The organism is Streptomyces sp. NPDC020489 (genome assembly GCF_044386545.1).
In the GTDB taxonomy this organism is placed as follows: domain Bacteria; phylum Actinomycetota; class Actinomycetes; order Streptomycetales; family Streptomycetaceae; genus Streptomyces.
In genome coordinates this window covers 90,914-117,477 of sequence record NZ_JBIRUZ010000022.1, presented here as the reverse complement: position 1 = coordinate 117,477, position 26,564 = coordinate 90,914, and the positions used below count along the sequence as shown (strand labels likewise).

Below are 26,564 nucleotides of genomic sequence, written 5' to 3'. Positions count from 1 at the left end.
TGCCGCGGGCGCGCCCCGGCGGGCTGGGCCGGGCCCCGGGGGGCCCGGGGGCCCCGGGGCCCCCCCCGCCCCGGGGGGGGGGGGGGGGGGGGGCCCCCCCCCCCCCCCCGGGCGCCACGTTTCTGCTGAGGCGGGAAGCGGCTCAGTTGTCCTCGTGGGCGACCGCGCGACGAGCGTCCGCGTCCAGGACGCCCCAGTTGATCAGCTGCTCGGTGAGGACCGAGGGCGACTGGTCGTAGATGACGGCGAGTGTGCGCAGGTCGTCCTGGCGGATCGAGAGCACCTTGCCGTTGTAGTCACCGCGCTGCGACTGGATCGTCGCCGCGTAGCGCTGGAGGGGGCCCGCCTTCTCGGCCGGGACGTGGGCCAGCCGCTCCAGGTCCAGGACCAGCTTCGGCGGCGGCTCGGCGGCACCGCCCGGCGTGGTGCCCGGCAGCAGCTCCTGGACGGGTACGCCGTAGAAATCCGCCAACTCGGCGAGACGCTGCACGGTCACGGCACGGTCGCCACGCTCGTACGAACCGACCACGACCGCCTTCCAGCGTCCCTGGGACTTCTCCTCGACACCGTGGAGGGAAAGCCCTTGCTGGGTGCGGATGGCCCGGAGCTTGGCCCCGAGCTGTTTGGCGTATTCGCTGGACATATAGCTCCCCGGACACTGTGTCGACGCGGATGGTGTGATCCAAGCCGCGCGGCTGGTAACTCACTGTGAGGTTACGCAGCGTTACTCTTCTGCGTCAAGCCGAATGAGCCGCACCGCCTCTTCCGTGGTTGTGGTGGGCGATTAGGCCAGGGGGGTGATCGGGGGCGTCGTTCCGGCCTGCTACCGTGGATGGCGCAATTCCGACGTCCTTTAAGGTCCGTCCCGTGAGGCGGAGAAGGAGGTCCGTTTCATATGGACAAGCACAACCAGCAGGACTCCCAGGCCGAGGCGGCGCCCGATGCGCGGCCCGTTCTCGAAGGCCCCGACATCGCACGGGTGTTGACCCGTATCGCCCACGAGATCGTCGAACGCGCCAAGGGCGCCGACGACGTGGTGCTCCTCGGCATCCCGACCCGTGGCGTCTTCCTCGCCCAGCGGCTCGCCGCCAAGCTGGAGCAGATCACCGAGCGCAAGATTCCGGTCGGTTCGCTCGACATCACCATGTACCGGGACGACCTGCGCATGCACCCGCCGCGTGCGCTGGCCCGCACCGAGATCCCCGGTGACGGCATCGACGGCCGCCTCGTCGTCCTCGTCGATGACGTGCTCTTCTCCGGCCGCACCATCCGCGCCGCCCTCGACGCCCTGAACGACATCGGGCGTCCGCGCGCGGTGCAGCTCGCGGTCCTCGTCGACCGCGGCCACCGCGAACTGCCCATCCGCGCCGACTACGTCGGCAAGAACCTCCCCACGTCGCTGCGGGAGACGGTCAAGGTCCAGCTTGCCGAGGAGGACGGTCGCGACACCGTGCTGCTCGGCGCGAAGCAGACCCCGTAGCGAGACGGCGAGCGACGCCGGCCTTCGGCGTGCCCGCACGTGCCCGTAATCTCCCGAACTTCCCTACGGAGCCTGACAGATGCAGCGTCATCTCATCTCGGCCGCCGACCTCACCCGCGACGACGCCGTCCTCATCCTCGACACCGCCGAGGAGATGGCCCGGGTCGCCGACCGGCCGATCAAGAAACTGCCGACCCTGCGCGGCCGCACGATCGTCAACCTCTTCTTCGAGGACTCCACGCGCACGCGCATCTCCTTCGAGGCCGCCGAGAAGCGCCTGTCCGCGGACGTCATCAACTTCACCGCCAAGGGCTCCAGCGTGTCCAAGGGTGAGTCCCTCAAGGACACCGCCCAGACCCTGGAGGCCATGGGCGTCGACGCGGTCGTCATCCGGCACGGCGCCTCCGGGGCGCCGTACCGCCTCGCCAACTCCGGCTGGATCGACGCGGCCGTGATCAACGCCGGCGACGGCACCCACCAGCACCCCACCCAGGCCCTGCTGGACGCCTTCACCATGCGCCGCCGGCTCGTCGGGCGGGACGCCGGGATCGGCCAGGACCTGTCCGGCCGGCGCATCACGATCGTCGGTGACGTCCTGCACAGCCGGGTCGCCCGCTCCAACGTCGACCTGCTGCACACCCTCGGCGCCCAGGTCACCCTCGTCGCGCCGCCCACCCTGGTGCCGGTCGGCGTCGAGACCTGGCCCTGCGAGGTGTCGTACGACCTCGACAGCACGCTGGCCAAGTCCGACGCGGTGATGATGCTGCGGGTGCAGCGCGAGCGGATGAACGCCGCGTTCTTCCCGACCGAGCGCGAGTACTCGCGGCGCTACGGGCTCGACGGCGACCGCATGGCGCGGATGCCCGAGCACGCCATCGTGATGCACCCCGGGCCGATGGTCCGCGGCATGGAGATCACCGCCGAGGTCGCCGACTCCGACCGCTGCACCGTGGTGGAGCAGGTCGCAAACGGAGTCTCCATCCGGATGGCCGTTCTGTACCTGCTGCTGGGTGGCAACGAGCCCGCCGTCAGCCACACCCGTACCGAGGAGAAGTAACAGACATGAGCAAGATCCTGATCCGTGGTGCGAAGGTGCTCGGCGGCGAGCCGCAGGACGTCCTGATCGACGGTGAGGTCATCGCCGAGGTGGGCACCGGCCTGTCGGACGAGGGCGCCGAGGTCGTCGAGGCCGGCGGCAAGGTCCTCCTGCCGGGCCTGGTCGACCTGCACACCCATCTGCGCGAGCCCGGCCGCGAGGACTCCGAGACCGTGCTCACCGGCACGCGCGCGGCGGCCTCCGGCGGCTACACGGCCGTGTTCGCCATGGCCAACACCTTCCCCGTCGCCGACACCGCCGGTGTGGTCGAGCAGGTCTGGCGACTGGGCCGGGAGCACGGGTACTGCGACGTGCAGCCCATCGGCGCCGTCACCGTCGGCCTGGAGGGCCGCAAGCTCGCCGAGCTGGGCGCGATGCACGAGTCGGCGGCCGGTGTGACCGTCTTCTCCGACGACGGCAAGTGCGTCGACGACGCCGTGATCATGCGCCGGGCGCTGGAGTACGTGAAGGCCTTCGGCGGCGTCGTCGCCCAGCACGCGCAGGAGCCGCGCCTGACCGAGGGCGCCCAGATGAACGAGGGCGTCGTCTCCGCCGAGCTGGGCCTGGGCGGCTGGCCCGCGGTGGCCGAGGAGTCGATCATCGCCCGCGACGTCCTGCTCGCCGAGCACGTCGGCTCCCGCGTCCACATCTGCCACCTGTCGACCGCCGGGTCCGTCGAGATCGTCCGCTGGGCCAAGTCCCGCGGCATCGACGTCACCGCCGAGGTCACCCCGCACCACCTGCTCCTCACCGACGAGCTGGTGCGCACGTACAACCCGGTCTACAAGGTCAACCCGCCGCTGCGCACCGAGCGCGACGTGCTCGCCCTGCGCGAGGCGCTCGCCGACGGCACGATCGACATCGTGGCCACCGATCACGCCCCGCACCCGCACGAGGACAAGGACTGCGAGTGGGCCGCGGCCGCGATGGGGATGGTGGGCCTGGAGACCGCGCTGTCGGTGGTGCAGGAGACCATGGTGGACACCGGGCTCCTCACCTGGGCCGGGGTCGCCGACCGGATGTCCTTCACGCCCGCGCGGATCGGGCAGGCCACCGGACACGGTCGCCCCGTCTCGGCAGGTGAGCCCGCCAACCTCACGCTCGTCGACACGGAATACCGTGGGGACGTGGACCCCGCGGGCTTCGCCTCGCGCAGCCGGAACACCCCGTACGAGGGGCGTGAGCTGCCGGGCCGTGTCACGCACACGTGGCTCCGGGGCAAGGCCACGCTCGTCGACGGGAAGCTCACGTGACATCTGAAATCCTGCTGGCCGCCGAGCAGAAATCGGCTGAGGTCACCGACTGGGCCGCCCGTATCGGCTGGCTCGTCGGACTGGCGTTGTTCGTCGCGCTCATCTACTGGCTGATGCGCGAGGGCTGGAAGTGGCGCGGCACGCTCCAGGGCGACCTGCCCGAGCTGCCCAGCGCGCCCTCGGAGCCCGGTGCGGCCAGACTGACGATGAGCGGCCGCTACCACGGCTCCACCACCGCCGGGCAGTGGCTCGACCGCATCGTGGCGCACGGCCTCGGCACCCGCAGCCTGGTCGAGCTCACCCTGACGGAGGCGGGACTGGACGTCGTACGCCCCGGGGCCGCCGACTTCTTCGTCCCCCGCGCGGCGCTGCGCGAGGCCCGGCTCGACAAGGGCATCGCCGGCAAGGTCCTCACCGAGGGCGGGCTGCTGGTCGTGACCTGGGAACACGGCGACCGGCTGATCGACTCCGGGTTCCGCTCCGACCGGGCGGCCGAGCACAACGAGTGGGTCGACGTCATCAACTCCATGATCAACAAGACGGAAACGGAAGGCGCACGATGACCACCTCCACAAGGGGAGCCTCGAAAGCTCCCGCGGTACTCGTCCTGGAGGACGGCCGGATCTTCCGCGGCCGCGCCTACGGGGCCGTGGGGGAGACCTTCGGCGAGGCCGTGTTCTCCACCGGCATGACCGGCTACCAGGAGACCCTGACCGACCCCTCGTACGCCCACCAGATCGTCGTCGCGACCGCCCCGCAGATCGGCAACACAGGCTGGAACGACGAGGACGACGAGTCGCGGCGCATCTGGGTCTCCGGCTACGTCGTGCGCGACCCCGCGCGCGTACCGTCCAACTGGCGCGCCAAGCGGTCCCTGGACGAGGAGCTGGTGGCGCAGGGCATCGTCGGCATCAGCGACATCGACACCCGCGCGCTCACCCGCCACCTGCGCGAGCGCGGCTCCATGCGCGCCGGGGTCTTCTCCGGCGAGGCGATCGCCACCGAGTCCGAGCTCGTCGCGCGCGTGCAGGCCCAGCCGCACATGAAGGGCGCCTCGCTGTACGAGGAGGTCGCCACCCAGGAGGCGTACGTCGTCCCCGCGGTCGGCGAGAAGAGGTTCACCGTCGCCGCCGTGGACCTGGGCATCAAGGGCATGACCCCGCACCGCATGGCCGAGCGCGGCATCGAGGTGCACGTCCTGCCCGCCACGGCGACCGCCGAGGACGTCTACGCGGTCGACCCGGACGGCGTGTTCTTCTCCAACGGCCCCGGCGACCCCGCCACCGCCGACCACCCGGTCTCCGTCATGCAGGCGGTCCTGGAGCGCGGCACCCCGCTGTTCGGCATCTGCTTCGGCAACCAGATCCTCGGCCGCGCCCTCGGCTTCGGCACCTACAAGCTGAAGTACGGCCACCGCGGCATCAACCAGCCGGTGCAGGACCGTACGACCGGCAAGGTCGAGGTCACCGCGCACAACCACGGCTTCGCCGTCGACGCGCCGCTCGACCAGGTCTCCGAGACCCCCTACGGCCGCGCCGAGGTCTCCCACGTCTGCCTGAACGACCAGGTCGTCGAAGGCCTCCGGCTCCTCGACCGCCCGGCGTTCAGCGTCCAGTACCACCCCGAAGCGGCAGCGGGCCCGCACGACGCCGCCTACCTGTTCGACCGCTTCGTATCCCTGATGGAGGGCCAGCGTGCCTAAGCGCACCGATATCCAGTCCGTCCTGGTCATCGGCTCCGGCCCGATCGTCATCGGTCAGGCCGCCGAGTTCGACTACTCCGGCACCCAGGCGTGCCGCATCCTGCGCGCCGAGGGCCTCAGGGTCATCCTGGTCAACTCCAACCCGGCGACGATCATGACCGACCCGGAGATCGCCGACGCCACCTACGTCGAGCCGATCACCCCGGAGTTCGTCGAGAAGATCATCGCCAAGGAGCGCCCCGACGCCCTGCTGCCGACCCTGGGCGGCCAGACGGCCCTCAACACGGCCATCTCGCTGCACGAGGCGGGCACGCTGGAGAAGTACGGCGTCGAACTGATCGGCGCCAACGTCGAGGCCATCAACAAGGGCGAGGACCGCGACCTCTTCAAGGGCGTCGTGGAGGAGGTCCGCAAGAAGATCGGGCACGGCGAGTCCGCCCGCTCGGTCATCTGCCACTCCATGGACGACGTCCTCCAGGGCGTCGAGACCCTGGGCGGCTACCCGGTCGTGGTCCGCCCCTCCTTCACCATGGGCGGCGCCGGCTCCGGCTTCGCCCACGACGAGGAGGAGCTGCGCCGCATCGCCGGGCAGGGCCTCACGCTCTCCCCGACCACCGAGGTGCTCCTGGAGGAGTCCATCCTCGGCTGGAAGGAGTACGAGCTGGAGCTGATGCGCGACAAGAACGACAACGTCGTGGTCGTCTGCTCCATCGAGAACTTCGACCCCATGGGCGTGCACACCGGCGACTCGATCACCGTCGCACCCGCCATGACGCTCACCGACCGCGAGTACCAAGTACTGCGCGACGTCGGCATCGCGATCATCCGCGAGGTCGGCGTCGACACCGGTGGCTGCAACATCCAGTTCGCGGTGAACCCCGAGGACGGTCGCGTGATCGTCATCGAGATGAACCCGCGCGTGTCGCGTTCCTCGGCCCTCGCCTCCAAGGCGACCGGCTTCCCGATCGCCAAGATCGCCGCGAAGCTCGCCGTCGGCTACACCCTCGACGAGATCCCCAACGACATCACGCGCGAGACCCCGGCCTCCTTCGAGCCCACGCTCGACTACGTGGTCGTCAAGGCCCCCCGGTTCGCCTTCGAGAAGTTCCCGCAGGCCGACTCCACGCTGACCACCACCATGAAGTCGGTCGGCGAGGCCATGGCCATCGGCCGCAACTTCACCGAGGCCTTCCAGAAGGCGCTGCGCTCGCTGGAGAAGAAGGGCAGCCAGTTCACCTTCGTCGGTGAGCCCGGCGACAAGGAGGCCCTGCTCGCGGAGTCCGTCCGGCCCACCGACGGCCGGATCAACACCGTCATGCAGGCCATCCGCGCGGGCGCCACCCCCGAGGAGGTCTTCGCGTACACGAAGATCGACCCCTGGTTCGTCGACCAGCTCTTCCTGATCAAGGAGATCGCCGACGAGCTCGCCCAGGCGCCGAAGCTGGACCCCGAGCTGCTGGCCGAGGCCAAGCGGCACGGCTTCTCCGACCAGCAGATCGGCGAGATCCGGGGCCTGCGCGAGGACGTCGTCCGCGAGGTGCGGCACGCGCTCGGCATCCGCCCGGTCTACAAGACGGTCGACACCTGCGCCGCCGAGTTCGCCGCGAAGACGCCGTACTTCTACTCCTCCTACGACGAGGAGACCGAGGTCGAGCGGCGCGAGAAGCCGGCCGTCATCATCCTCGGCTCCGGCCCCAACCGCATCGGCCAGGGCATCGAGTTCGACTACTCCTGCGTGCACGCCTCCTTCGCGCTGAGCGAGGCCGGGTACGAGACCGTGATGGTCAACTGCAACCCGGAGACCGTCTCCACGGACTACGACACCTCCGACCGCCTGTACTTCGAGCCGCTGACGCTGGAAGACGTGCTGGAGATCGTCCACGCGGAGTCCCTGGCGGGCCCCATCGCCGGTGTCGTCGTCCAACTGGGCGGCCAGACCCCGCTGGGCCTGGCGCAGGCGCTGAAGGACAACGGCGTGCCGATCGTGGGCACGTCCCCGGAGGCCATCCACGCCGCCGAGGACCGCGGCGCCTTCGGACGCGTGCTCGCCGAGGCGGGCCTGCCCGCCCCCAAGCACGGCACCGCGACCACCTTCGCCGAGGCCAAGGCCATCGCCGACGAGATCGGCTACCCGGTCCTCGTGCGGCCCTCGTACGTCCTCGGCGGCCGCGGCATGGAGATCGTCTACGACGAGACCCGCCTCGCCTCCTACATCGCCGAGTCGACCGAGATCAGCCCCTCCCGGCCGGTCCTGGTCGACCGGTTCCTGGACGACGCGATCGAGATCGACGTCGACGCGCTCTACGACGGCCAGGAGCTCTACCTCGGCGGTGTCATGGAGCACATCGAGGAGGCCGGCATCCACTCCGGCGACTCGGCGTGCGCGCTGCCCCCGATCACCCTGGGCGGCTTCGACATCAAGCGGCTGCGCGCCTCCACCGAGGCGATCGCCAAGGGTGTCGGGGTGCGCGGCCTGATCAACATCCAGTTCGCGATGGCCGGGGACATCCTCTACGTCCTCGAGGCCAACCCGCGCGCGTCCCGCACGGTCCCCTTCACCTCCAAGGCGACGGCGGTCCCGCTGGCCAAGGCCGCCGCCCGGATCTCGCTGGGCGCGACCATCGCCGAACTGCGCGCCGAGGGCCTGTTGCCGGCGAACAGCGACGGCGGCGAGCTGCCCTTCGACGCGCCGATCTCCGTCAAGGAGGCCGTCATGCCGTGGTCCCGCTTCCGGGACATCCACGGGCGCGGCGTCGACACGGTCCTCGGCCCGGAGATGCGCTCCACCGGCGAGGTCATGGGCATCGACTCGGTCTTCGGCACCGCCTACGCCAAGTCGCAGGCCGGCGCCTACGGGCCGCTGCCGACCAAGGGCCGCGCGTTCATCTCGGTCGCCAACCGGGACAAGCGCTCGATGATCTTCCCGGCGCGCGAGCTGGTCGCGCACGGCTTCGAGCTGCTCGCCACCTCCGGCACCGCCGAGGTCCTCAAGCGCAACGGCATCAACGCCAGGATCGTGCGCAAGCAGTCCGAGGGCACCGGCCCGAACGGCGAGAAGACCATCGTGCAGCTCATCCACGACGGCGAGGTCGACCTCATCGTCAACACCCCGTACGGCACCGGCGGCCGCCTCGACGGCTACGAGATCCGTACGGCGGCCGTGGCACGGTCGGTCCCCTGCCTGACGACGGTCCAGGCGCTCGCCGCCGCCGTCCAGGGCATCGACGCCCTCAACCACGGTGACGTGGGCGTCCGTTCGCTCCAGGAACACGCCGAACACCTGACCGCGGCCCGCGACTAGCAGCCGACGAGGGGGACACCGGGAACGGTGTCCCCCTCTTCATGAGGACTGAACATGTACAAGCTCTTCTTCCAGCTGGTCTTCAAGCGGCTCGACCCCGAGCAGGCGCACCACCTGGCCTTCCGCTGGATCCGCCTCGCCGCCCGCGTCCCGGTGCTGCGGACCTTCCTCGCCGCCGTGCTCGCCCCCCGCTACCGGGAGCTGCGCACCGAGGCCCTCGGGCTGCGGATGCACGGCCCCTTCGGGCTCGCCGCCGGCTTCGACAAGAACGCGGTCGCCGTCGACGGCATGTCGATGCTCGGCTTCGACCACATCGAGATCGGCACCGTGACGGGGGAGGCCCAGCCGGGCAACCCCAAGCAGCGGCTCTTCCGGCTCGTGAAGGACCGCGCGCTGATCAACCGCATGGGCTTCAACAACGAGGGCTCGCTGGCCGTCGCCGCGCGCCTGGCCTCCCGTACGCCGGTTTTCAAGACCGTCGTGGGCGTCAACATCGGCAAGACCAAGGTCGTCCCCGAGGACCAGGCCGTCGCCGACTACGTGAAGTCCACCGAGCGGCTGGCGCCCTACGCCGACTACCTGGTCGTGAACGTGTCCTCGCCGAACACACCGGGGCTGCGCAACCTCCAGGCCACCGAGGCGCTGCGCCCGCTGCTGAGCGCCGTTCGCGAGGCAGCCGACCGCACGGTGCCCTCGCGCCGCGTACCGCTGCTGGTGAAGATCGCGCCCGACCTCGCGGACGAGGACGTCGACGCGGTCGCCGACCTGGCCGTGGAGCTCGGCCTGGACGGGATCATCGCCACCAACACCACCGTCGCGCGCGAGGGCCTCGGTCTGACGTCCGAACCCTCGCTCGTCAAGGAGACCGGCGGCCTGTCCGGCGCCCCGCTGAAGGCCCGCTCCCTGGAGGTGCTCAGGCGCCTCTACGCGCGCGTGGGCGACCGCGTCACCCTCGTGGGCGTCGGCGGCGTGGAGAACGCCGAGGACGTCTGGCAGCGCATCCTGGCCGGTGCCACGCTCGTCCAGGGCTACAGCGCGTTCATCTACGAAGGGCCCTTCTGGGCCCGCGCCGTGCACAAGGGGCTTGCCGCGCGCCTGCGCACCAGCCCGTACGCCACGCTCGCCGACGCGGTCGGCGCCGACACAAGGAAGACGGCATGAGCTCTTTCGCACCCTTCGGCGCCCGTCTGCGCCGTGCCATGGACGAGCGCGGCCCCTTGTGCGTGGGCATCGACCCGCACGCCTCCCTGCTCGGCGAGTGGGGCCTGAACGACGACGTGGCCGGTCTGGAGCGGTTCAGCCGCACGGTCGTCGAGGCGCTGTCCGACCGGGTCGCCGTCTTCAAGCCGCAGAGCGCGTTCTTCGAGCGCTTCGGGTCGCGCGGCGTCGCCGTCCTGGAGAAGTCGGTCGAGGAGGCGCGGGCGGCCGGCGCGCTGGTCGTCATGGACGCCAAGCGCGGCGACATCGGCTCCACCATGGCCGCGTACGCCGAGGCCTTCCTGCACCCGGACTCCCCGCTGTTCTCCGACGCGCTGACGGTCTCGCCCTACCTCGGCTACGGGTCGCTGTCGCCGGCGGTCGCGCTGGCCCGGGAGAGCGGCGCGGGGCTGTTCGTGCTCGCGCTGACGTCCAACCCGGAGGGCGGCGAGGTCCAGCACGCCGTCCGCGCGGACGGCCGGACCGTCGGCGCGACCATGCTGGGGCACCTGGCGGCCGAGAACGCGGGTGAGGAGCCCCTCGGTTCCTTCGGTGCGGTCGTCGGCGCCACGCTCGGCGATCTGTCCTCCTACGACCTGGACATCAACGGCCCGCTCCTCGCGCCCGGGATCGGCGCCCAGGGGGCCACTCCGGCGGACCTGCCCAAGGTGTTCGGGTCCGTGGTGCGCAACGTCGTCCCCAACGTCAGCCGGGGCGTCCTGCGGCACGGTCCGGACGTCGGCGCGCTGCGGGCGGCCGCGGAGCGCTTCGCGGAGGAGACGCGGGCCGCGGTGGCGCTCGTATGACGGTCGTCGAGGGTCCTCAGGACGGCCGAGGGGGTCCTCCGATCAGTGTCTCCAGGACGACTTGAGGCTGAATACATCCTCAAATCCAGGGCAATATGCCCCAAATGTCCGGCCTGACGGAGGCTGACCAGGACTTTTCCGCTGTTCTCGCTGACTCTGGCGGACTTGGCCGCTAGTCTCCGACGAGTGGGGGCACCTCCCGCACCCATGAGTAATGGGGGAGAACGGGCGAGCGTGTTGCTCGTGGCTCCCCAGGTGTGGGGCGACTAGGTTCCTCACCGGTCCGTATCCGACAGTTCAACATCCGAGGTGACGTAGGCGTGGCTCTTCCGCCCCTTACCCCTGAACAGCGCGCAGCCGCGCTCGAAAAGGCCGCCGCGGCTCGCCGGGAGCGGGCCGAGGTCAAGAATCGACTCAAGCACTCCGGCGCCTCCCTTCACGAGGTCATCAAGCAGGGCCAGGAGAACGACGTCATCGGCAAGATGAAGGTCTCCGCCCTGCTCGAGTCCCTGCCGGGCGTGGGCAAGGTCCGCGCCAAGCAGATCATGGAGCGTCTGGGCATCTCCGAGAGCCGCCGCGTGCGTGGTCTCGGTTCGAACCAGATCGCCTCCCTGGAGCGTGAGTTCGGCAGCACCGGTTCCTGAGTCCGGCCCGGTCCGGACCGGGAGTCCCGGGCACCCCGGGATTGCTGGAATAATCGCTGCATGAGTGAACGTCCGCGGCTGACCGTGCTCTCCGGCCCCTCAGGGGTCGGCAAGAGCACGGTCGTCGCCCATATGCGCAAGGAACACCCCGAGGTCTGGCTCTCGGTGTCGGCGACGACCCGTAGGCCCCGCCCCGGCGAGAAGCACGGTGTCCACTACTTCTTCGTCACCGACGAGGAGATGGACAAGCTGATCGCCAACGGTGAGCTGCTGGAGTGGGCCGAGTTCGCCGGCAACCGCTACGGCACCCCGCGCGACGCGGTGCTGGAGCGCCTGGAGGCGGGTGAGCCGGTCCTGCTGGAGATCGACCTCCAGGGCGCCCGGCAGGTCCGTGAGTCCATGCCGGAGGCCCAGCTGGTGTTCCTGGCCCCGCCCTCCTGGGAGGAGCTCGTGCGCAGGCTCACGGGACGCGGGACCGAGCCGCCCGAGGTGATCGAGCGCCGCCTTCAGGCGGCGAAGGTCGAGCTGGCGGCCGAGCCCGAGTTCGATGTGACCTTGGTCAACACCTCCGTCGAGGACGTGGCGCGCGAGCTGCTAGCCTTGATGGATGTGGTCTGATCGATGCTGTTCGGTCAGCGTTGATCATCCAGACTGATTCTTTCCCACCCATCGGAAGGCAGAGCGTGTCCTCTTCCATCACCGCGCCCGAGGGCATCATCAACCCTCCGATCGACGAGCTCCTCGAGGCCACCGACTCGAAGTACAGCCTCGTGATCTACGCGGCCAAGCGTGCCCGTCAGATCAACGCGTACTACTCGCAGCTCGGTGAGGGCCTCCTCGAGTACGTCGGTCCGCTCGTGGACACCCACGTGCACGAGAAGCCGCTCTCGATCGCGCTCCGCGAGATCAACGCGGGTCTGCTGACGTCCGAGGCCGTCGAGGGCCCGGCGCAGTAAGTAGTATTTTCGGCTTTGAGCTGACTTGTCCACAGGCCCGGCAGCGCGACTGTCGGGCCTGTGGTGTGTCATGGGAGCCGTAGCTCCGGTCGTAGCTTCGAGGGATGGGAGACCTGGTGGACAAGCCGAGGGTCGTGCTGGGGGTCAGCGGTGGCATCGCCGCCTACAAGGCCTGCGAGCTGCTGCGCAGACTGACGGAGTCCGGCCACGACGTGCGCGTGGTGCCCACCGCCTCCGCCCTGCACTTCGTCGGCGCCGCCACCTGGTCCGCGCTCTCCGGCCACCCCGTCTCGACCGAGGTGTGGGACGACGTGCACGAGGTGCCGCACGTCCGCATCGGGCAGCACGCCGACCTGGTCGTCGTCGCCCCGGCCACCGCCGACATGCTCGCGAAGGCGGCCCACGGCCTCGCCGACGACCTGCTCACCAACACCCTCCTGACCGCCCGCTGTCCGGTCGTCTTCGCCCCCGCGATGCACACCGAGATGTGGGAGCACCCGGCCACCCAGGAGAACGTGGCGACCCTGCGCCGCCGGGGCGCCGTCGTGATCGAGCCGGCCGTCGGCCGCCTCACCGGCGTCGACACCGGCAAGGGGCGGCTGCCCGACCCGGCCGAGATCTTCGAGGTCTGCCGTCGTGTCCTGGCCCGCGGCGTCACCGAGCCCGACCTCGCCGGCCGTCACGTCGTCGTCAGCGCCGGCGGCACCCGCGAGCCCCTCGACCCGGTCCGCTTCCTCGGCAACCGCTCCTCGGGCAAGCAGGGGTACGCCCTCGCCCGCACCGCCGCCGCGCGCGGGGCCCGGGTGACACTGATCGCCGCGAACACCGGCCTGCCGGACCCGGCGGGCGTGGACGTCGTCCCGGTCGGTACGGCCGTACAGCTGCGGGAAGCCGTCCTCAAGGCGGCCGGCGACGCCGACGCGGTGGTCATGGCCGCCGCGGTCGCGGACTTCCGCCCGCAGACCTACGCGGCCGGGAAGATCAAGAAGAAGGACGGCCAGGATCCGGACCCCGTCGTTCTGGTGCGGAATCCGGACATCCTCGCCGAGATCTCGGCCGACCGTCCACATCCCGGACAGATCGTCGTCGGATTCGCCGCCGAGACCGACGATGTGCTGGCCAACGGCCGGACGAAGCTCGCCCGCAAGGGCTGCGACCTTCTCGTCGTCAACGAGGTGGGGGAGCGCAAGACCTTCGGGGCGGAGGAGAACGAGGCGGTGGTGCTGGGCGCCGACGGCAGCGAGACCCCGGTGCCGCACGGCCCCAAGGAAGCCCTGGCCGAAATCGTGTGGGACCTGGTGGTCCGGCGCCTGCGCTGACTGTCTCATTCGCTTCACCCCGCTCTCACACCTCGCCGATTGAGGCGTGGCGGGCCTGGCCAAGCCCGCTCGGGATTGGGCAGAATGCCCGTGCCGCAGGTCACAGCGCTCCCGAGAGGCGAGACAGGGAGTCCGATGGCCGGGCGCGACCGATAAACTGTTCTCGGACGGTGTCGGGCGCAGCCCCCGAGCCCGTCCGCCCATGATCAGCCAGCAGCCGCTGCAACCCCAGGGAGCGTTGTGTCCCGTCGTCTGTTCACCTCGGAGTCCGTGACCGAGGGTCACCCCGACAAGATCGCTGACCAGATCAGCGACACCATTCTCGACGCGCTCCTGCGCGAGGACCCGACCTCCAGGGTCGCGGTCGAGACCCTGATCACGACCGGCCTGGTGCACGTGGCCGGTGAGGTCACCACCAAGGCGTACGCGCCGATCCCCCAGCTCGTGCGGGACAAGATCCTCGCGATCGGCTACGACTCCTCCAAGAAGGGCTTCGACGGCGCCTCCTGCGGTGTGTCGGTGTCGATCGGTTCGCAGTCCCCGGACATCGCGCAGGGTGTCGACACGGCGTACGAGTCCCGGGTCGAGGGCGACGAGGACGAGCTGGACAAGCAGGGCGCGGGCGACCAGGGCCTGATGTTCGGCTACGCGACGGACGAGACGCCGACGCTGATGCCGCTCCCGATCTTCCTGGCGCACCGTCTGTCGAGCCGTCTGTCCGAGGTCCGCAAGAACGGCACGATCCCCTACCTGCGCCCCGACGGCAAGACGCAGGTCACCATCGAGTACGACGGCGACAAGGCCGTCCGCCTCGACACCGTCGTGGTCTCCTCGCAGCACGCCAGCGACATCGACCTGGAGTCCCTGCTGGCCCCGGACATCCGCGAGTTCGTCGTCGAGCCGGAGCTGAAGGCGCTGCTCGACGAGGGCATCAAGCTGGACACCGACGGCTACCGCCTGCTGGTCAACCCCACCGGCCGCTTCGAGATCGGCGGCCCGATGGGTGACGCCGGCCTGACCGGCCGCAAGATCATCATCGACACCTACGGCGGCATGGCCCGCCACGGCGGCGGCGCCTTCTCGGGCAAGGACCCGTCCAAGGTGGACCGTTCGGCCGCGTACGCCATGCGCTGGGTGGCCAAGAACGTCGTCGCCGCGGGCCTCGCCTCCCGCTGCGAGGTCCAGGTCGCGTACGCCATCGGCAAGGCCGAGCCGGTCGGTCTGTTCGTCGAGACCTTCGGCACCGCCAAGATCGACGCCGAGAAGATCGAGAAGGCCATCGACGAGGTCTTCGACCTCCGCCCGGCCGCGATCATCCGCGACCTCGACCTGCTCCGCCCGATCTACGCCCAGACCGCCGCGTACGGCCACTTCGGCCGTGAGCTGCCGGACTTCACCTGGGAGAAGACGGACCGCGTGGACGCGCTGCGCCAGGCGGCCGGGCTGTAGAAGCCCGCAGGTGATGTGCGCGAGGCCCGGCGTCCGGTGGGGACGCCGGGCCTCGGCGCGTCACAGGTCGGGTTGGTCCGGCGGGGGTGGCCCTGGGGGCACGCCCTCGTCGTCGCCCTGGTCGACCGAGGCGCCGTCGAACCGGCGGCTCAGCTCCTCGGCGACCTCGGACTTGCCGTGGGCGCGGGCGAGGTTGGTGAGGCGTCCTGCGAAAAGGTCGATGTCTGGATCGTCGGGAGCGAAGCCGAACCAAGCCAGGAATGAGTCCACGGAGGGGGCCGGTGTCGCACCGTTCCCCGGGGACGGACGGCCGGGTTCGAACGTCTGCTGCCAGTCGGGGTGCCGGGGCTCCCAGGCTGCGCCGTCCGTGTACGAAGGACCAGGCACGGTCGTCACCAGGTGTTCGAAAGGTGGCGCTACCTCGTCGTTGTTGGCGGCGGCGGACAATTGGGCAAGTAGCCCGATCCGGTCGACCGCACCCTCGACCTCGTCCTCGTTTCTCGACAGCCACCACACGACGGCGCTGCCGGTGTCCTTGAGCACATCGTCGCCCAGGTATGCCCGCTTGTTGCGTTCGTAGTTGCGCTCGTGCTCCCAGACGTCCTCATCCTTACGGACACCCGCGAGCTTTGCGAGCCTTTCGCGGTCGGGCTCCGGCAGATTCAGTGTGACGTCTTGGGCCATCGCCATGACCCGCCCCGTGGAGTCGCAGCGCATGGTCGCCAAGGCGCCGTCGAGCTGGTGCTGGGTGAACGCGCTCCGATGGGGCGGCTGTTGAGCCGTCACCACGCGTGCTCGTTGCAGGACCGCGTCCACGGCGAGGCCGGCCGGGTTGGCGTACGGGGCGTCGTCAGACGTGTCGAGGACGAGCCACCGCACGGTGGCGGAGAAGGAGAAGTCGTAGTCCGGGACGGAGCTGGGCAGTGCCACATGGGCGACTCGCTGTTCCTGTCGTACGGATTCGGGCAGGTCGGGCTCTGTCAACAGGGCACGAGGAAACGCCTCCGGTGTCGGAGCGAGAATTCTGTGGATTGCCACGCCCACTACCAACAGCAGTGCGGCCATGGTGGGCCAGGCCCAGATCGGCCAGTCGGCACTCAGCCCGAGGATGACCAGGATCATCCCGAGGATCACGGTGACGAACAGTGTCATCGTGCGGTGTCCAGAACTCATGGAAAGCCCCCGGTGGTCGTTCGGTGTCAGGCGGCATGGCCGTAGGACTCGATGCCCTGCTCGTCGTTGATCCGCTGCAGCAGGTGGTCTGCGGTGTGTGAGCGCTCGACGCCCCCCGCGGTGCGGGCCCAGGCGCGCGCCACGCGATATACCTGCCCCGAGACCCGGATGTCCGGGGCGCAGGCGGCGGCCAGGACACGCAGGACGAGCTCGCGGTGGCGGAGGTCCTCGGCGGCGGTGAGCCACCCGGTGAGCGCGAGATGCCAGGACTCGACCGGCTGCCGGAGCACGCCCGCCCAGCACGACACCAGTGAGTCCCGTACGGTGCGGGAGCCGATCAGGCGTACGGGATCGGCGAGTTGCAGGAAGATCTCGCGGTCGCGGGCCCAGTGGCCCTGAGTGATCCCGGTGCTGAGGCGGTGGAGCATGCTCCGGTAGAGGCGGTGGTCCGCGCCCGTCAGTTTCAGCAGAGCGAGACGGGCATCGGCCCCGGCCTGCCGCTCGGCGCGGCGGGCGAGGTGATGCAGGCGGACCATCGCTTGGTCCGGATGGGAGCCCGCCATCGACTCGGCACAGACGACCACAAGTACTTGCCTGAGCCGCTCGCTCGTTTCCCGGGAGGTGGCCCACTCGTAGATCCTCTGTCGGAAATGGCGGCCGTGACGCTCGTCGTCCAGTCCACAGGCGAGCACCTGGGCGGCGCTCGGGATCAGATGGCCCGGTGCGCCCTTCGACGTCCATTGTTCCGTGAGGCAGATCAGATCCTCGGGGCGTGCGGTGCGCAGGCTCTGGTCGGCGAATCGCTTGACCGCGTCGTTCCGTTCGTTCTTGGGGAGCGGGATCTGGGCCAAGCAGTGTTCGAACCAGTCGCACAACTGCCGACGGATGTCCGGTAGGAATGTCCAGAAATGGTTGAGCACGCCCCGGTCGTACTCGGGGGTGCGGAAGAGCACCCTGCCGTCCGGCCCGGGCTCGGCCTTGATGGCGGAGAGCTCCGCGTGCAGGTCGTCGCGCTCCAGCCGGGGAGCGGTCTCCGGTGGATGGCTCAGGACGTCGAGCAGCGAGTTGGCTGCTCGGAGCACGACGTCCGGTGTGGCGCCGTGGAACATGGCGAGGGACAGCCGTAGCGCCTTGCGGCGTCCGCTCTGCTCGGCCGCGAGGTCCGTTGCCACGCGCATGCTCTGGTCCTGCCGATGGTGCAGGGCGGCGGCGAGCCAGTCCGGGAAACCACGGTCAGGCGGTGACGTGTCCCGATGGCGTCGGATCCGGTCTACCAGTCCGGCGACCTCACGCATCGGCGCCTGCGTCAGAAACGTTCCAAGATCGCTGCCGTCCAGCTGCTCGGGCTGGAAGACGACGTCGTCGAGCCGTAGACGGCGGCTGAGAACCTGTCGTGCGGAAGGGCGGCCGATCTCGACCGTGAACCGCTTGAGTCCGTCGTCGAGCAGATAGCCGAGACGGTGGGGCAGGACGACCACGAGATGGGCCCCGCGGTCCAGGAGGCCGGCCCGAAAACTGGGGAGGACGTTCTGAACGGCGACGAACCGGGACTCGTCCGCTTCCGAGAGGTCCAGCAACAGGCGGTCGCCGTCGTTGATGTCGTCCGCGTCGAGCGGGGCGGAGTCGGTGTCGTCGTCGGAGGTGTCAGGCAATTCGTGCAGAGTGCCGCGAGTGTCGGACAAGTCGTGCAGCAGCATGACTGCCGCGGTGCGGCGTCCGCTGCCCGGCAGGCCCCCGATCAGCACGGTGTGGCTCTCGGCAAGCCTGGAGCGTGCGTTCTGGGTCCCGGCCGGGGGAACGAAACGAGCGGCGAGGTGCTCGCGGTCCGCCTCTGCGATGACGCGTCTGCGGGCGCAGGACTGCTCCCGCAGTCGGGACGCGGCTTCCTGGAAGTAGTAGATGTACTGGTGGCCCTGTCCGGTATGCACGGACCCGTGGGCCTGGCCTACGTACGAGCCGATCGTCTCCGTCACCGGTCCTCGCCCCCGCGCGGGGTCCGGGTACCGAAGCCCTGCCGTATGCCACCCTGGTTGTCGCCGACGTAGTTGGTGCCGTCGCCGTTGATCTGGTTGCCAGGTCCGGTGTGGAGCGGGCCACGCGCATCGTTGATGTACGTGCCGACAGAGCCGCCGACCTGACCGATGCCACCGCTCTGGTGCTCGTTGTGGACGCCGGCGGCCCGTTCGGCCGGCCTGGACGCTTGGGCGGGTTTCCTGCTGTCCAGCGCGGCCAGGGCGGGCACCCGGCGGACGAGGCGGTCGCCGAGGCTGGTGAGGTCTTCCTCGATGCGGTGCACTTCCACACGCGTGTACTGGTAGTCCGCGAGCTCGGTGATCGAACGGGGCAGCCGCCGAGGATCGAGCTGCTCCACCTTGCGCCCGATGAAGACCGGCACGATCAGCGCGCCACCGGACAGAGCCTGCTCGATTTCCCGGCGCACCCAGTCATCTGGGTCGTCGAGTGCGCGCTTGCCCGGCTCGTCGCGATGGGGCGCGTCCATCCACTCCGCGTCGATGAGAACCAATAACACGTGGCACCGTCGAGAGGCGCGCAGGAGGGCGTCCATGGTGTCCCCGGGGGCGATCGCATACCGGGCGAGGAAGACGCTGTCCGGGCCGAACCGTGCTGAAAGATGGTGTTCGCACATGTAGGCGACCTCTTTGCCGCCCTTGGTCCGGTAGTTGACGAAGATCTCGTGCACGGGTGTGTCCCTTCTAGGAAGTGCAGCGGGCGAGAGTGTCGGACAGGTCCGGTGTCAACGCCCGCACGGATCGTTGGCGGGCATGCCTGCCGAGGATGCGCGAGAGGCGACGCAGATCGGCCAGGATCGTCGAGGAGTGGATGAGCCGGACCGACGGCAGCAGCTCTGACGTGATCCGGCAGGCATGGTCGAGTTCGCCCGCCGCCGCGTGCGCGAGGGCACGTCGTAGGCCGTACCGCGCCCGCGTGCGGAAGGCGTGGGGTGCGATGCGTGCGGTCTCCTCATCGAGAAGCGCTGCCGCACGTTGGGGACGACCGAGGTCGTACAGGCACCAACCGGTGAACATGGAGACGACGTCGGGAACCTGAGAGGCTCCGAGAACCGGCTGCGCGGGGTCGGCGGCGTCCTGTTCGAGCAGATCCCGCGCGCGGTCGAGGCTGCGCATGCAGGCGTCGTAGTCGCCCTCGACGGCCCTGGCCTGGGCGAGGTGCTGGGCCGCCAACCCACGGACGCGTAAGGGGGCGTCGCTGTCCAGAGCGTGTGTGGCCAGCTGAGCGGCGTCGGGGGCGTCTCCGCGATACAGGCTGATCAAGGAGCGGCGGACCTGGGCGTAGGTGGCCAGTCCAGGGTCCGAACCCGCCGCAGCCAGCTGGGCCGCCCGCTCCGTCCACCAGAGTGCTGCCGTGTCGTCGCCGGACTCCTGGGCCATCCAGCCCGTGTACTCGGCATAGCGGGAGGCGAGGAGAAGCAGCTCACGTCTGGCGTGAGGGCCGCTGCGTACGGCTGACTGCTCCAGGCTGTGCGTCTGGGCGATGAGCGGGGGCAGGACGCTCGCTGGTCCGGACGCCTGGCCGAGGCGACGGTACTGGTCGAACAACATGCGCGAGGCATCCACGAGCGTTTCCGCACCCGCGAGGTCCGGGGGCAGGGCGAATGGATCAGCCGAGCAGATGCTCAGCACGGAAGCGGCCCCCACCGCGATCAGATCCCGCCGTGTCACCGGCTGGAAGGAACTTGAACCGTCCTTGCGGAGCTGCATCAGCCACACCTCGTCGTCGCTACCGGGAACAGGCACAGGCGGCCGCGAGCGCTGGACGGGCACCAGCCGGGTCAGGGCGCCCCTGGCATCGAGCACGGTGTCGCACAGACGGGCCAACTCGGACGTCGGCGGCTTCAGACCGCGTTCGACCTTGCTGAGCTGGCTCTTGCTGTAATGCACGCGCTGTCCCAGCTGTTGCAGGGACAAGCGGGCCGCCATCCGCCTACGGCGGAGTTCCCGCCCGAAATCGTGCGACTGCTCCAGCACTTCGACCTCCGTCGCTCTCCGGCCGCCAGCCGGTGAGCGCCGCGATTCAGCGTGCGGGGAACGGCTGGGCCGAACAAGGTGAAACGGGCGTTTCCCGTTTCCTCATCCGGAGCGAAGCCGAGCTGAGGAAACATGTCGAGAAAGCGATTTCAGCCAGGAGGCGGAAGGACGGGGCGCGGGAGGGCCCGGGCGGCGCCGGTTGTCAGTCGGGTTTGGTAAGAATGCAAGGGTGAGCGGCGAGGACGAGCAGGTGGGTGCGGGGGGCGAGGGGGCGCCGCCCGAGCAGCTCGCGCTCATTCGGGAGAGTGTGCGGAACGCGAAGGTGCCGCGGGCGAAGCCGCGCACGTGGCGGGGGGCCGCGCTTGCCAAGGAGCTGCCCGTCGCCCGGGTGCTGGTCGACAAGGGCGTACTGCATCTCGACCGGTACTTCGACTACGCCGTGCCCGAGGAGCTCGACGCCGAGGCGCAGCCCGGGGTGCGGGTGCGGGTGCGGTTCGGGGCCGGGCGGCATCGGGTGCGGGACGGGCGGCGTGAGGGCGGCGGGCTGATCGACGGGTTCCTCGTGGAGCGGCTCGCCGAGTCGGAGTACTCCGGGCCGCTGGCCGCGCTCGCCCAGGTCGTCTCGCCCGAGCCCGTGCTCGATCAGGAGCTGCTGGGCCTCGCCCGGGCCGTCGCCGATCGGTACGCCGGGAGTCTCGCGGACGTGTTGCAGCTCGCCGTGCCGCCGCGCAGTGCGCGGGCCGAGCAGCGTCCCTCGGCCGAGCCGTTGCCGCCGCCGGGAGCGCCCGAGGCCGGCTCCTGGGGGCGGTACGAGCAGGGGGCCGGGTTCCTGGAGGCCCTCGCCTCCGGTGCGGCGCCACGGGCCGTCTGGAACGCGTTGCCCGGGCCCGAGTGGAGCGAGGAGCTGGCGCGCGCCGTCGCCGCCACGCTGGCTTCCGGGCGCGGGGCGCTCGTCGTGGTGCCGGACGGGCGGGCCGTCGCGCGCGTGGACGCCGCGCTGACCTCCCTGCTGGGGGAGGGGCGGCATGCCGTGCTCACCGCCGACGCCGGGCCCGAGAAGCGCTACCGGGAGTGGCTCGCCGTGCGGCGGGGGACCGTGCGGGCCGTGGTGGGCACGCGCGCCGCCATGTTCGCGCCCGTGCGGGACCTCGGGCTCGTCGCCATCTGGGACGACGGCGACGACAGCCACAGCGAGCCGCACGCGCCGCAGCCGCACGCGCGTGAGGTGTTGCTGCTGCGGGCCGCCCAGGACAAGTGCGCCTTCCTGCTGGGGGGTTGGAGCTGCACCGTGGAGGCGGCGCAGCTCGTCGAGAGTGGGTGGGCGCGACCGATCGTCGCCGCCCGCGAGCAGGTCCGGAGTACCGCGCCGCTCGTACGTACCGTCGGCGACCAGGATCTCGCCCGGGACGAGGCGGCTCGGGCCGCCCGGCTGCCGACGCTCGCCTGGCAGGCCGTCAGGGACGGGTTGAAACAGGGGCCGGTGCTGGTGCAGGTGCCCCGGCGTGGCTATGTGCCGCGCATGGCGTGTGCCAACTGCCGGGCGCCCGCGCGGTGCCGGCACTGCGCCGGGCCGCTGGAGGGGCAGGAGGGAACGGGGGCCCTGCGGTGCGGGTGGTGCGGGCGCGAGGAGAGTGGCTGGCACTGTCCTGAGTGCGGGGCATTCCGGTTGCGGGCCCAGGTCGTGGGGGCGCGCCGGACCGCGGAGGAGCTGGGGCGGGCCTTTCCCGCCGTGCCGGTGCGCACGTCCGGGCGGGAGCATGTGCTGGACACCGTGCCGGGGGCGCCCGCGCTGGTGGTGAGTACACCGGGGGCCGAGCCGGTCGCCGAGGGCGGATACGCGGCGGCGCTGCTGCTGGACGGCTGGGCCATGCTCGGGCGGCCCGATCTGCGGGCCGGTGAGGACGCGCTGCGGCGGTGGATCGCCGCGGCGGCGCTGGTGCGTGCGCAGGGGGCCGGGGGGACCGTGGTGGTCGTCGCCGAGCCGACGCTTCGGCCGGTGCAGGCGTTGGTGCGGTGGGATCCGGTGGGACATGCGGTGCGGGAGCTGTCCGAGCGGGCCGAGCTGGGGTTCCCGCCGGTGTCCCGGATGGCGGCCGTGTCGGGGGACGCGGAGGCGGTGACGGCGTTTCTCGCGGCCGTGGAACTGCCGGGGGAGGCCGAGGTGTTGGGGCCGGTTCCGATGCCTGTGACGGCCGTGCGGGGGCCGCGGCGGGTGGGGGCTCCGCCGCCGGGGGAGCAGTGGGAGCGGGCGTTGATCCGGGTGCCGCCCGGGAAGGGGGCGGCGCTCGCCTCCGCGCTGAAGGCCGCGCAGGCCGCGCGGATGGCCCGCGGGGGTGCGGAGCCGGCGGTGCGGGTGCGGATCGATCCGCCGGACATCGGGTGAGGGGTGGGGAGCTGTGGGGCGGGTTCGGCGGCCATCGGTGGGGTGACGTGGTACGGGTGCGGCGGCCGCCGGTCGGGTGCGGGTGACTCCTTTGGGGTGGGCGTCGTCGGCGGCTGGCCGTCGGGACGTCCCGGCGTGCGGCTGCCCTCCCAGGAAGTCCCCAGGAGGGCAGAGGGGCGGGGTGGGTGTCAGCCGTTCCGGGGGCCGGGGAAGGCTGTGGGGCGTACCTCGTCGCGCAGGGACGGGCTGCCCGCCGTGGGCTGGGTCGGCATGGAGCGGGCGGCGGGCACGGTCGGTACCGAGGTGATGCCGGTGTTGACGTTGACCGTGCGGGTGGTCGACGTCTCGGTGGTGCGCTCGGCCTCGGCGGCGGCCTGGGTCACGGCGCGACGCGCACCGTAACGGCGGTGCACCGCCTGCTTGGTGACCCCGAGCGCGGAACCCACCGCGTCCCACGAGAAGCCGAGCGAGCGGTCGAAGTCGACCGCGGCCGTCACGAGGGTCTCGACGCTGTCCCGCAGCTCCTGCGCGAGACGGACCGTCGGCGCGGGGGCGCGGCCGTAGACGACGAAGCCCGTGGACGGGCCGGAGCGGCGCGGGCGGTAGACGTTCCCCAACTGGGCGGTGAGCGTGCGTAGTGCGTCCACCTGCCGGCGGACCCGCTCGATGTCCCGCACCAGCAAGTGCAGGCTGGCCCGAGCCTGGGCGTCGTGGGTTGCGTGGTCGGCCATGAACAAGCCTCTCGAACCGGCGATGAAAAGGATCGGGCCGCGACTGCGGCCCGTTGTGGTCAACTCTTTCTTGACCAACGCGGGATCGCTCCGCGGGTCACGCATGGGGGGCGCAGCGGCATATGCGTGCGCCCCGGCAGGGGTACGCACCGCGACCCCGGTGCGGCCCGCGCCGTCGCGTCGATCCGGCCCGCGCCGTCGTGCTGGTTCGGCCTCGGCGTCGCGTTGATCCGACCCCACGGTCACCCTGTGCGGTCCCCACCGTCGCCCCCTGTGCGGTCCTCACCGTCGCCCTGGTGCGGTCCCTGCCATCGTGCCGCTGCGCTCCTCGCCGTCGCCCTGGCGCGGTCCCCGCCGTCGCGTTGATCCGGCCCCCACGGTCACCCCAGTGCGGTCCCCGCCGCCGTGCCGCTGCGCTCCCCACCGTCACTCCAGTGCCGCCCCCGCCGTCACCACCGTGCGCCCCGCCCTCCCCACCAAGCCCTCCCCACCGCCCATGGTCCCTCCTCCCGACGTCACCCGGGGTCATAGACTTGTGCGTTGCCCGTATCGACCCCCGCCCGAGAGGCCCGCACCCACCTATGAAGCTCGTCTTCGCCGGTACCCCCGAGGTCGCCGTTCCCGCTCTGGACGCTCTCATCGCCTCCGGGCGGCACGAGGTGGCAGCCGTCGTCACGCGGCCCGACGCGCCGGCCGGGCGCGGGCGCAGGCTCGTGGCGAGTCCGGTGGCCGAGCGGGCCGTGGAGGCGGGCATCGAGGTGCTCAAGCCCGTGAAGCCGCGGGACCCGGAGTTCCTGGAGCGGCTGCGGGAGATCGCCCCCGACTGCTGCCCCGTCGTCGCCTACGGCGCGCTGCTGCCCCGGGTCGCCCTCGACGTGCCCGCCCACGGCTGGGTCAACCTGCACTTCTCGCTGCTGCCCGCCTGGCGTGGGGCGGCGCCCGTGCAGCACTCCATCATGGCCGGGGACGAGATCACGGGCGCGTCCACGTTCCTCATCGAGGAAGGCCTGGACTCCGGGCCCGTCTACGGCACCGTCACCGAGGAGATCCGGCACACCGACACCAGCGGCGACCTGCTGACCCGGCTCGCCTTCGCGGGCGCCGGGCTGCTCGCCGCGACCATGGACGGGATCGAGGACGGCACCCTGAAGGCCGTACCGCAGCCCACCGAGGGCATCACCCACGCGCCGAAGATCACCGTCGAGGACGCCCTGGTCGACTGGGCCACGCCCGCGCTGCGGGTCGACAGGGTCGTCCGCGGATGCACGCCCGCTCCCGGCGCCTGGACCGTCTTCCGCGGGGAGCGGCTCAAGCTCATCCAGGTGCAGCCCGTGCCCGACCGCGCCGACCTCGCGCCCGGGCAGCTGGCCGTGGGCAAGAACAGCGTCCAGGTCGGCACCGGCTCGTACGCCGTGGAGCTGCTGTGGGTGCAGGCCCAGGGCAAGAAGCCGATGCGGGCCGCCGACTGGGCGCGTGGGGTGCGGATCGGCGAGGGCGAGACCCTGGGCGCCTGACGCCCGCCGGGGCTTCTCGAACCCCTCGGCCGGGCGCACGCGCGCGAGTGGGACGTACCCTTGGGGCGTATCCCGTCACCACATCCGGAGCACCTTTTTCGTGAGCGAGCAGTCCCGTGGGCCCCGCCCGTCCGGCAAGCCCTACCGTCGGCCCAAGAAGGACCCCGTCCGCATCCTCGCCTTCGAGGCCCTGCGGGCCGTCGACGAGCGGGACGCGTACGCCAACCTCGTCCTGCCGCCGCTGCTGCGCAAGGCGCGGGAGAAGGCGGGGCCCGACGCGTTCGACGGGCGGGACGCCGCGCTGGCCACCGAGCTCGTCTACGGGACGCTGCGGTGGCAGGGGACGTACGACGCGGTCATCTCGGCGTGCGTCGACCGGCCGCTGAGGGAGGTCGACCCGCCGGTCCTCGATGTGCTGAGCCTCGGGGTGCACCAGCTGCTGGGGACGCGGATCCCCACGCACGCGGCCGTGTCCGCCTCCGTCGAGCTCGCGCGCGTGGTGCTCGGTGACGGGCGGGCCAAGTTCGTGAACGCCGTGCTGCGCAAGGTCGCCCAGGACGACCTGGAGGGGTGGATCGCCAAGGTCGCGCCGCCCTACGAGGACGACCCCGAGGACCACCTCGCCCTCGTGCACTCCCACCCCCGCTGGGTCGTCTCCGCGCTGTGGGACTCGCTCGGCGGCGGACGGGCGGGGATCGAGCGGCTGCTGGAGGCCGACAACGAGCGGCCCGAGGTGACCCTGGTCGCCCGCCCCGGCAGGGCCACCACCGACGAACTGCTGCGGGAGGAGGCCGCCGTCCCCGGACGCTGGTCGCCGTACGCCGTGCGGCTGGCCGAGGGCGGCGAACCCGGGGCGATCGAGGCCGTGCGGGAGGGGCGTGCGGGGGTCCAGGACGAGGGCAGCCAGTTGGTGGCCCTGGCGCTCGCCGACGCGCCCCTCGAGGGGCCGGACGAGAAGTGGCTCGACGGGTGCGCGGGGCCCGGTGGCAAGGCCGCGCTGCTCGCCGCGCTGGCCGCGGAGCGGGGGGCCACCCTGCTCGCCTCCGAGAAGCAGCCGCACCGGGCCGGGCTCGTGGCCAGGGCGCTGGCCGGGAACCCGGGGCCGTACCAGGTCATCGCCGCGGACGGGACCCAGCCGCCGTGGCGGCCGGGCAGCTTCGACCGGGTGCTGATGGATGTGCCGTGCACCGGGCTCGGCGCGTTGCGGCGGCGGCCCGAGGCGCGGTGGCGGCGGCGGCCGGAGGACCTGGAGGGGTTCGCGCCGTTGCAGCGAGGGCTGTTGAGGACCGCGCTGGAGTCCGTGCGGGTGGGCGGGGTCGTGGGGTACGCGACCTGTTCGCCGCATCTCGCCGAGACCCGGGCGGTCGTCGAGGACGTGCTGAAGCAGTGGCCCGACGCGGAGTTGATCGACGCGCGGCCGCTGCTGCCCGGGGTGCCGGAGCTCGGTGAGGGGCCGGACGTGCAGTTGTGGCCGCACGTGCACGGGACCGACGCGATGTATCTGGCGTTGATCCGCCGGACGGGGTGAGGTCCGCCCTCGCGCCGTAAGGGAT

Annotated in this window: 22 protein-coding genes; 16 read left to right on the top strand and 6 right to left on the bottom strand. The window is 71.2% G+C overall.

Translation table 11 applies throughout. From position 1 onward, the window contains the following. Positions 1-142 precede the first annotated feature (142 nt). Positions 143-643 (bottom strand): transcriptional regulator BldD, encoded by a 501-nt coding sequence (gene bldD / locus ACH41F_RS39450; protein WP_391240860.1) that lies wholly within the window; start codon positions 641-643, stop codon positions 143-145. Between the two features lie 252 nt (positions 644-895). Between bldD and pyrR the strand changes: the two genes are divergently transcribed. From pyrR to metK, 13 genes are all read left to right on the top strand, one after another. After that, entirely contained in the window at positions 896-1,480 is a 585-nt protein-coding gene (pyrR, locus tag ACH41F_RS39445; protein ID WP_398839664.1) for a bifunctional pyr operon transcriptional regulator/uracil phosphoribosyltransferase PyrR, read from the top strand. 79 nt (positions 1,481-1,559) lie between these two features. Next, on the top strand, positions 1,560-2,537 hold the full coding sequence (locus ACH41F_RS39440; protein WP_391240866.1) for an aspartate carbamoyltransferase catalytic subunit: 978 nt from the start codon (positions 1,560-1,562) through the stop codon (positions 2,535-2,537). A gap of 5 nt (positions 2,538-2,542) precedes the next feature. Beyond that, positions 2,543-3,829 (top strand): dihydroorotase, encoded by a 1,287-nt coding sequence (locus ACH41F_RS39435; RefSeq protein ID WP_391240869.1) that lies wholly within the window; start codon positions 2,543-2,545, stop codon positions 3,827-3,829. After that, entirely contained in the window at positions 3,826-4,392 is a 567-nt protein-coding gene (locus tag ACH41F_RS39430; protein ID WP_391240871.1) for a hypothetical protein, read from the top strand. Before ACH41F_RS39435 ends, ACH41F_RS39430 begins: the two co-directional genes overlap by 4 nt. Next, on the top strand, positions 4,389-5,531 hold the full coding sequence (gene carA / locus ACH41F_RS39425; protein WP_391240874.1) for a glutamine-hydrolyzing carbamoyl-phosphate synthase small subunit: 1,143 nt from the start codon (positions 4,389-4,391) through the stop codon (positions 5,529-5,531). The genes ACH41F_RS39430 and carA overlap by 4 nt, the downstream gene beginning before the upstream one ends. Continuing rightward, positions 5,524-8,832 (top strand): carbamoyl-phosphate synthase large subunit, encoded by a 3,309-nt coding sequence (gene carB / locus ACH41F_RS39420; protein ID WP_398839663.1) that lies wholly within the window; start codon positions 5,524-5,526, stop codon positions 8,830-8,832. The genes carA and carB overlap by 8 nt, the downstream gene beginning before the upstream one ends. 54 nt (positions 8,833-8,886) lie before the next feature. Beyond that, complete coding sequence (locus ACH41F_RS39415; RefSeq protein ID WP_398839662.1) at positions 8,887-9,993, top strand: quinone-dependent dihydroorotate dehydrogenase; 1,107 nt, start codon at positions 8,887-8,889, stop codon at positions 9,991-9,993. Continuing rightward, positions 9,990-10,835 carry an orotidine-5'-phosphate decarboxylase gene (gene pyrF, locus ACH41F_RS39410; RefSeq protein ID WP_398839661.1) on the top strand — a complete coding sequence of 282 codons (846 nt, stop codon included), beginning with the start codon at positions 9,990-9,992 and terminating at the stop codon, positions 10,833-10,835. Before ACH41F_RS39415 ends, pyrF begins: the two co-directional genes overlap by 4 nt. A 320-nt stretch (positions 10,836-11,155) precedes the next feature. Continuing rightward, on the top strand, positions 11,156-11,479 hold the full coding sequence (locus ACH41F_RS39405; protein ID WP_003977346.1) for an integration host factor: 324 nt from the start codon (positions 11,156-11,158) through the stop codon (positions 11,477-11,479). 60 nt (positions 11,480-11,539) lie between these two features. Next, on the top strand, positions 11,540-12,097 hold the full coding sequence (gene gmk / locus ACH41F_RS39400; protein ID WP_391240886.1) for a guanylate kinase: 558 nt from the start codon (positions 11,540-11,542) through the stop codon (positions 12,095-12,097). A 65-nt stretch (positions 12,098-12,162) separates the two neighbouring features. Further along, positions 12,163-12,435 carry a DNA-directed RNA polymerase subunit omega gene (rpoZ, locus tag ACH41F_RS39395; protein WP_003982715.1) on the top strand — a complete coding sequence of 91 codons (273 nt, stop codon included), beginning with the start codon at positions 12,163-12,165 and terminating at the stop codon, positions 12,433-12,435. A 116-nt stretch (positions 12,436-12,551) separates the two neighbouring features. Next, on the top strand, positions 12,552-13,754 hold the full coding sequence (gene coaBC, locus ACH41F_RS39390; protein WP_398839669.1) for a bifunctional phosphopantothenoylcysteine decarboxylase/phosphopantothenate--cysteine ligase CoaBC: 1,203 nt from the start codon (positions 12,552-12,554) through the stop codon (positions 13,752-13,754). 240 nt (positions 13,755-13,994) lie between these two features. Further along, entirely contained in the window at positions 13,995-15,203 is a 1,209-nt protein-coding gene (gene metK / locus ACH41F_RS39385) for a methionine adenosyltransferase (RefSeq protein ID WP_391240889.1), read from the top strand. A gap of 60 nt (positions 15,204-15,263) precedes the next feature. Here the strand turns inward: metK and ACH41F_RS39380 are convergent, their stop codons facing one another. The 4 genes from ACH41F_RS39380 to ACH41F_RS39365 are packed head-to-tail and all read right to left on the bottom strand — an operon-like array spanning position 15,264 to position 20,383. Beyond that, a complete protein-coding gene (locus ACH41F_RS39380) occupies positions 15,264-16,376 on the bottom strand; it encodes a hypothetical protein (RefSeq protein WP_398839660.1) in 1,113 nt (370 codons plus the stop codon). A 26-nt stretch (positions 16,377-16,402) separates the two neighbouring features. After that, positions 16,403-18,349, bottom strand: a complete 1,947-nt coding sequence (locus ACH41F_RS39375) for an ABC transporter substrate-binding protein (RefSeq protein WP_398839659.1) — start codon at positions 18,347-18,349, stop codon at positions 16,403-16,405. After that, positions 18,346-19,077 (bottom strand): TIR domain-containing protein, encoded by a 732-nt coding sequence (locus ACH41F_RS39370; protein ID WP_398839658.1) that lies wholly within the window; start codon positions 19,075-19,077, stop codon positions 18,346-18,348. Before ACH41F_RS39370 ends, ACH41F_RS39375 begins: the two co-directional genes overlap by 4 nt. 13 nt (positions 19,078-19,090) lie before the next feature. Further along, entirely contained in the window at positions 19,091-20,383 is a 1,293-nt protein-coding gene (locus ACH41F_RS39365) for a helix-turn-helix domain-containing protein (RefSeq protein ID WP_398839657.1), read from the bottom strand. Positions 20,384-20,612: 229 nt separating this feature from the next. Here ACH41F_RS39365 and ACH41F_RS39360 point away from each other — a divergent pair, with 229 nt between their 5' ends. After that, positions 20,613-22,766, top strand: a complete 2,154-nt coding sequence (locus ACH41F_RS39360; RefSeq protein ID WP_391240892.1) for a primosomal protein N' — start codon at positions 20,613-20,615, stop codon at positions 22,764-22,766. Between the two features lie 188 nt (positions 22,767-22,954). Here ACH41F_RS39360 and ACH41F_RS39355 read toward each other — a convergent pair whose 3' ends face one another. Then, a complete protein-coding gene (locus tag ACH41F_RS39355) occupies positions 22,955-23,497 on the bottom strand; it encodes a hypothetical protein (protein WP_391240895.1) in 543 nt (180 codons plus the stop codon). Positions 23,498-24,078: 581 nt separating this feature from the next. On the opposite strand from ACH41F_RS39355, the gene fmt reads away from it, so the two are divergent. Next, positions 24,079-25,011, top strand: a complete 933-nt coding sequence (gene fmt / locus ACH41F_RS39350; protein WP_391240898.1) for a methionyl-tRNA formyltransferase — start codon at positions 24,079-24,081, stop codon at positions 25,009-25,011. A gap of 100 nt (positions 25,012-25,111) precedes the next feature. After that, positions 25,112-26,539 carry a transcription antitermination factor NusB gene (locus ACH41F_RS39345; protein WP_391240901.1) on the top strand — a complete coding sequence of 476 codons (1,428 nt, stop codon included), beginning with the start codon at positions 25,112-25,114 and terminating at the stop codon, positions 26,537-26,539. Positions 26,540-26,564 lie beyond the last annotated feature (25 nt).

What these genes read in the sequence shown, in the direction of transcription:
- bldD (WP_391240860.1), bottom strand. Translation starts at nt 643, where the DNA reads ATGTCCAGCGAATACGCCAAACAGCTCGGGGCCAAGCTCCGGGCCATC.
- pyrR (WP_398839664.1), top strand. Translation starts at nt 896, where the DNA reads ATGGACAAGCACAACCAGCAGGACTCCCAGGCCGAGGCGGCGCCCGAT.
- ACH41F_RS39440 (WP_391240866.1), top strand. Translation starts at nt 1,560, where the DNA reads ATGCAGCGTCATCTCATCTCGGCCGCCGACCTCACCCGCGACGACGCC.
- ACH41F_RS39435 (WP_391240869.1), top strand. Translation starts at nt 2,543, where the DNA reads ATGAGCAAGATCCTGATCCGTGGTGCGAAGGTGCTCGGCGGCGAGCCG.
- carA (WP_391240874.1), top strand. Translation starts at nt 4,389, where the DNA reads ATGACCACCTCCACAAGGGGAGCCTCGAAAGCTCCCGCGGTACTCGTC.
- ACH41F_RS39415 (WP_398839662.1), top strand. Translation starts at nt 8,887, where the DNA reads ATGTACAAGCTCTTCTTCCAGCTGGTCTTCAAGCGGCTCGACCCCGAG.
- pyrF (WP_398839661.1), top strand. Translation starts at nt 9,990, where the DNA reads ATGAGCTCTTTCGCACCCTTCGGCGCCCGTCTGCGCCGTGCCATGGAC.
- gmk (WP_391240886.1), top strand. Translation starts at nt 11,540, where the DNA reads ATGAGTGAACGTCCGCGGCTGACCGTGCTCTCCGGCCCCTCAGGGGTC.
- ACH41F_RS39380 (WP_398839660.1), bottom strand. Translation starts at nt 16,376, where the DNA reads ATGAGTTCTGGACACCGCACGATGACACTGTTCGTCACCGTGATCCTC.
- ACH41F_RS39355 (WP_391240895.1), bottom strand. Translation starts at nt 23,497, where the DNA reads ATGGCCGACCACGCAACCCACGACGCCCAGGCTCGGGCCAGCCTGCAC.
- fmt (WP_391240898.1), top strand. Translation starts at nt 24,079, where the DNA reads ATGAAGCTCGTCTTCGCCGGTACCCCCGAGGTCGCCGTTCCCGCTCTG.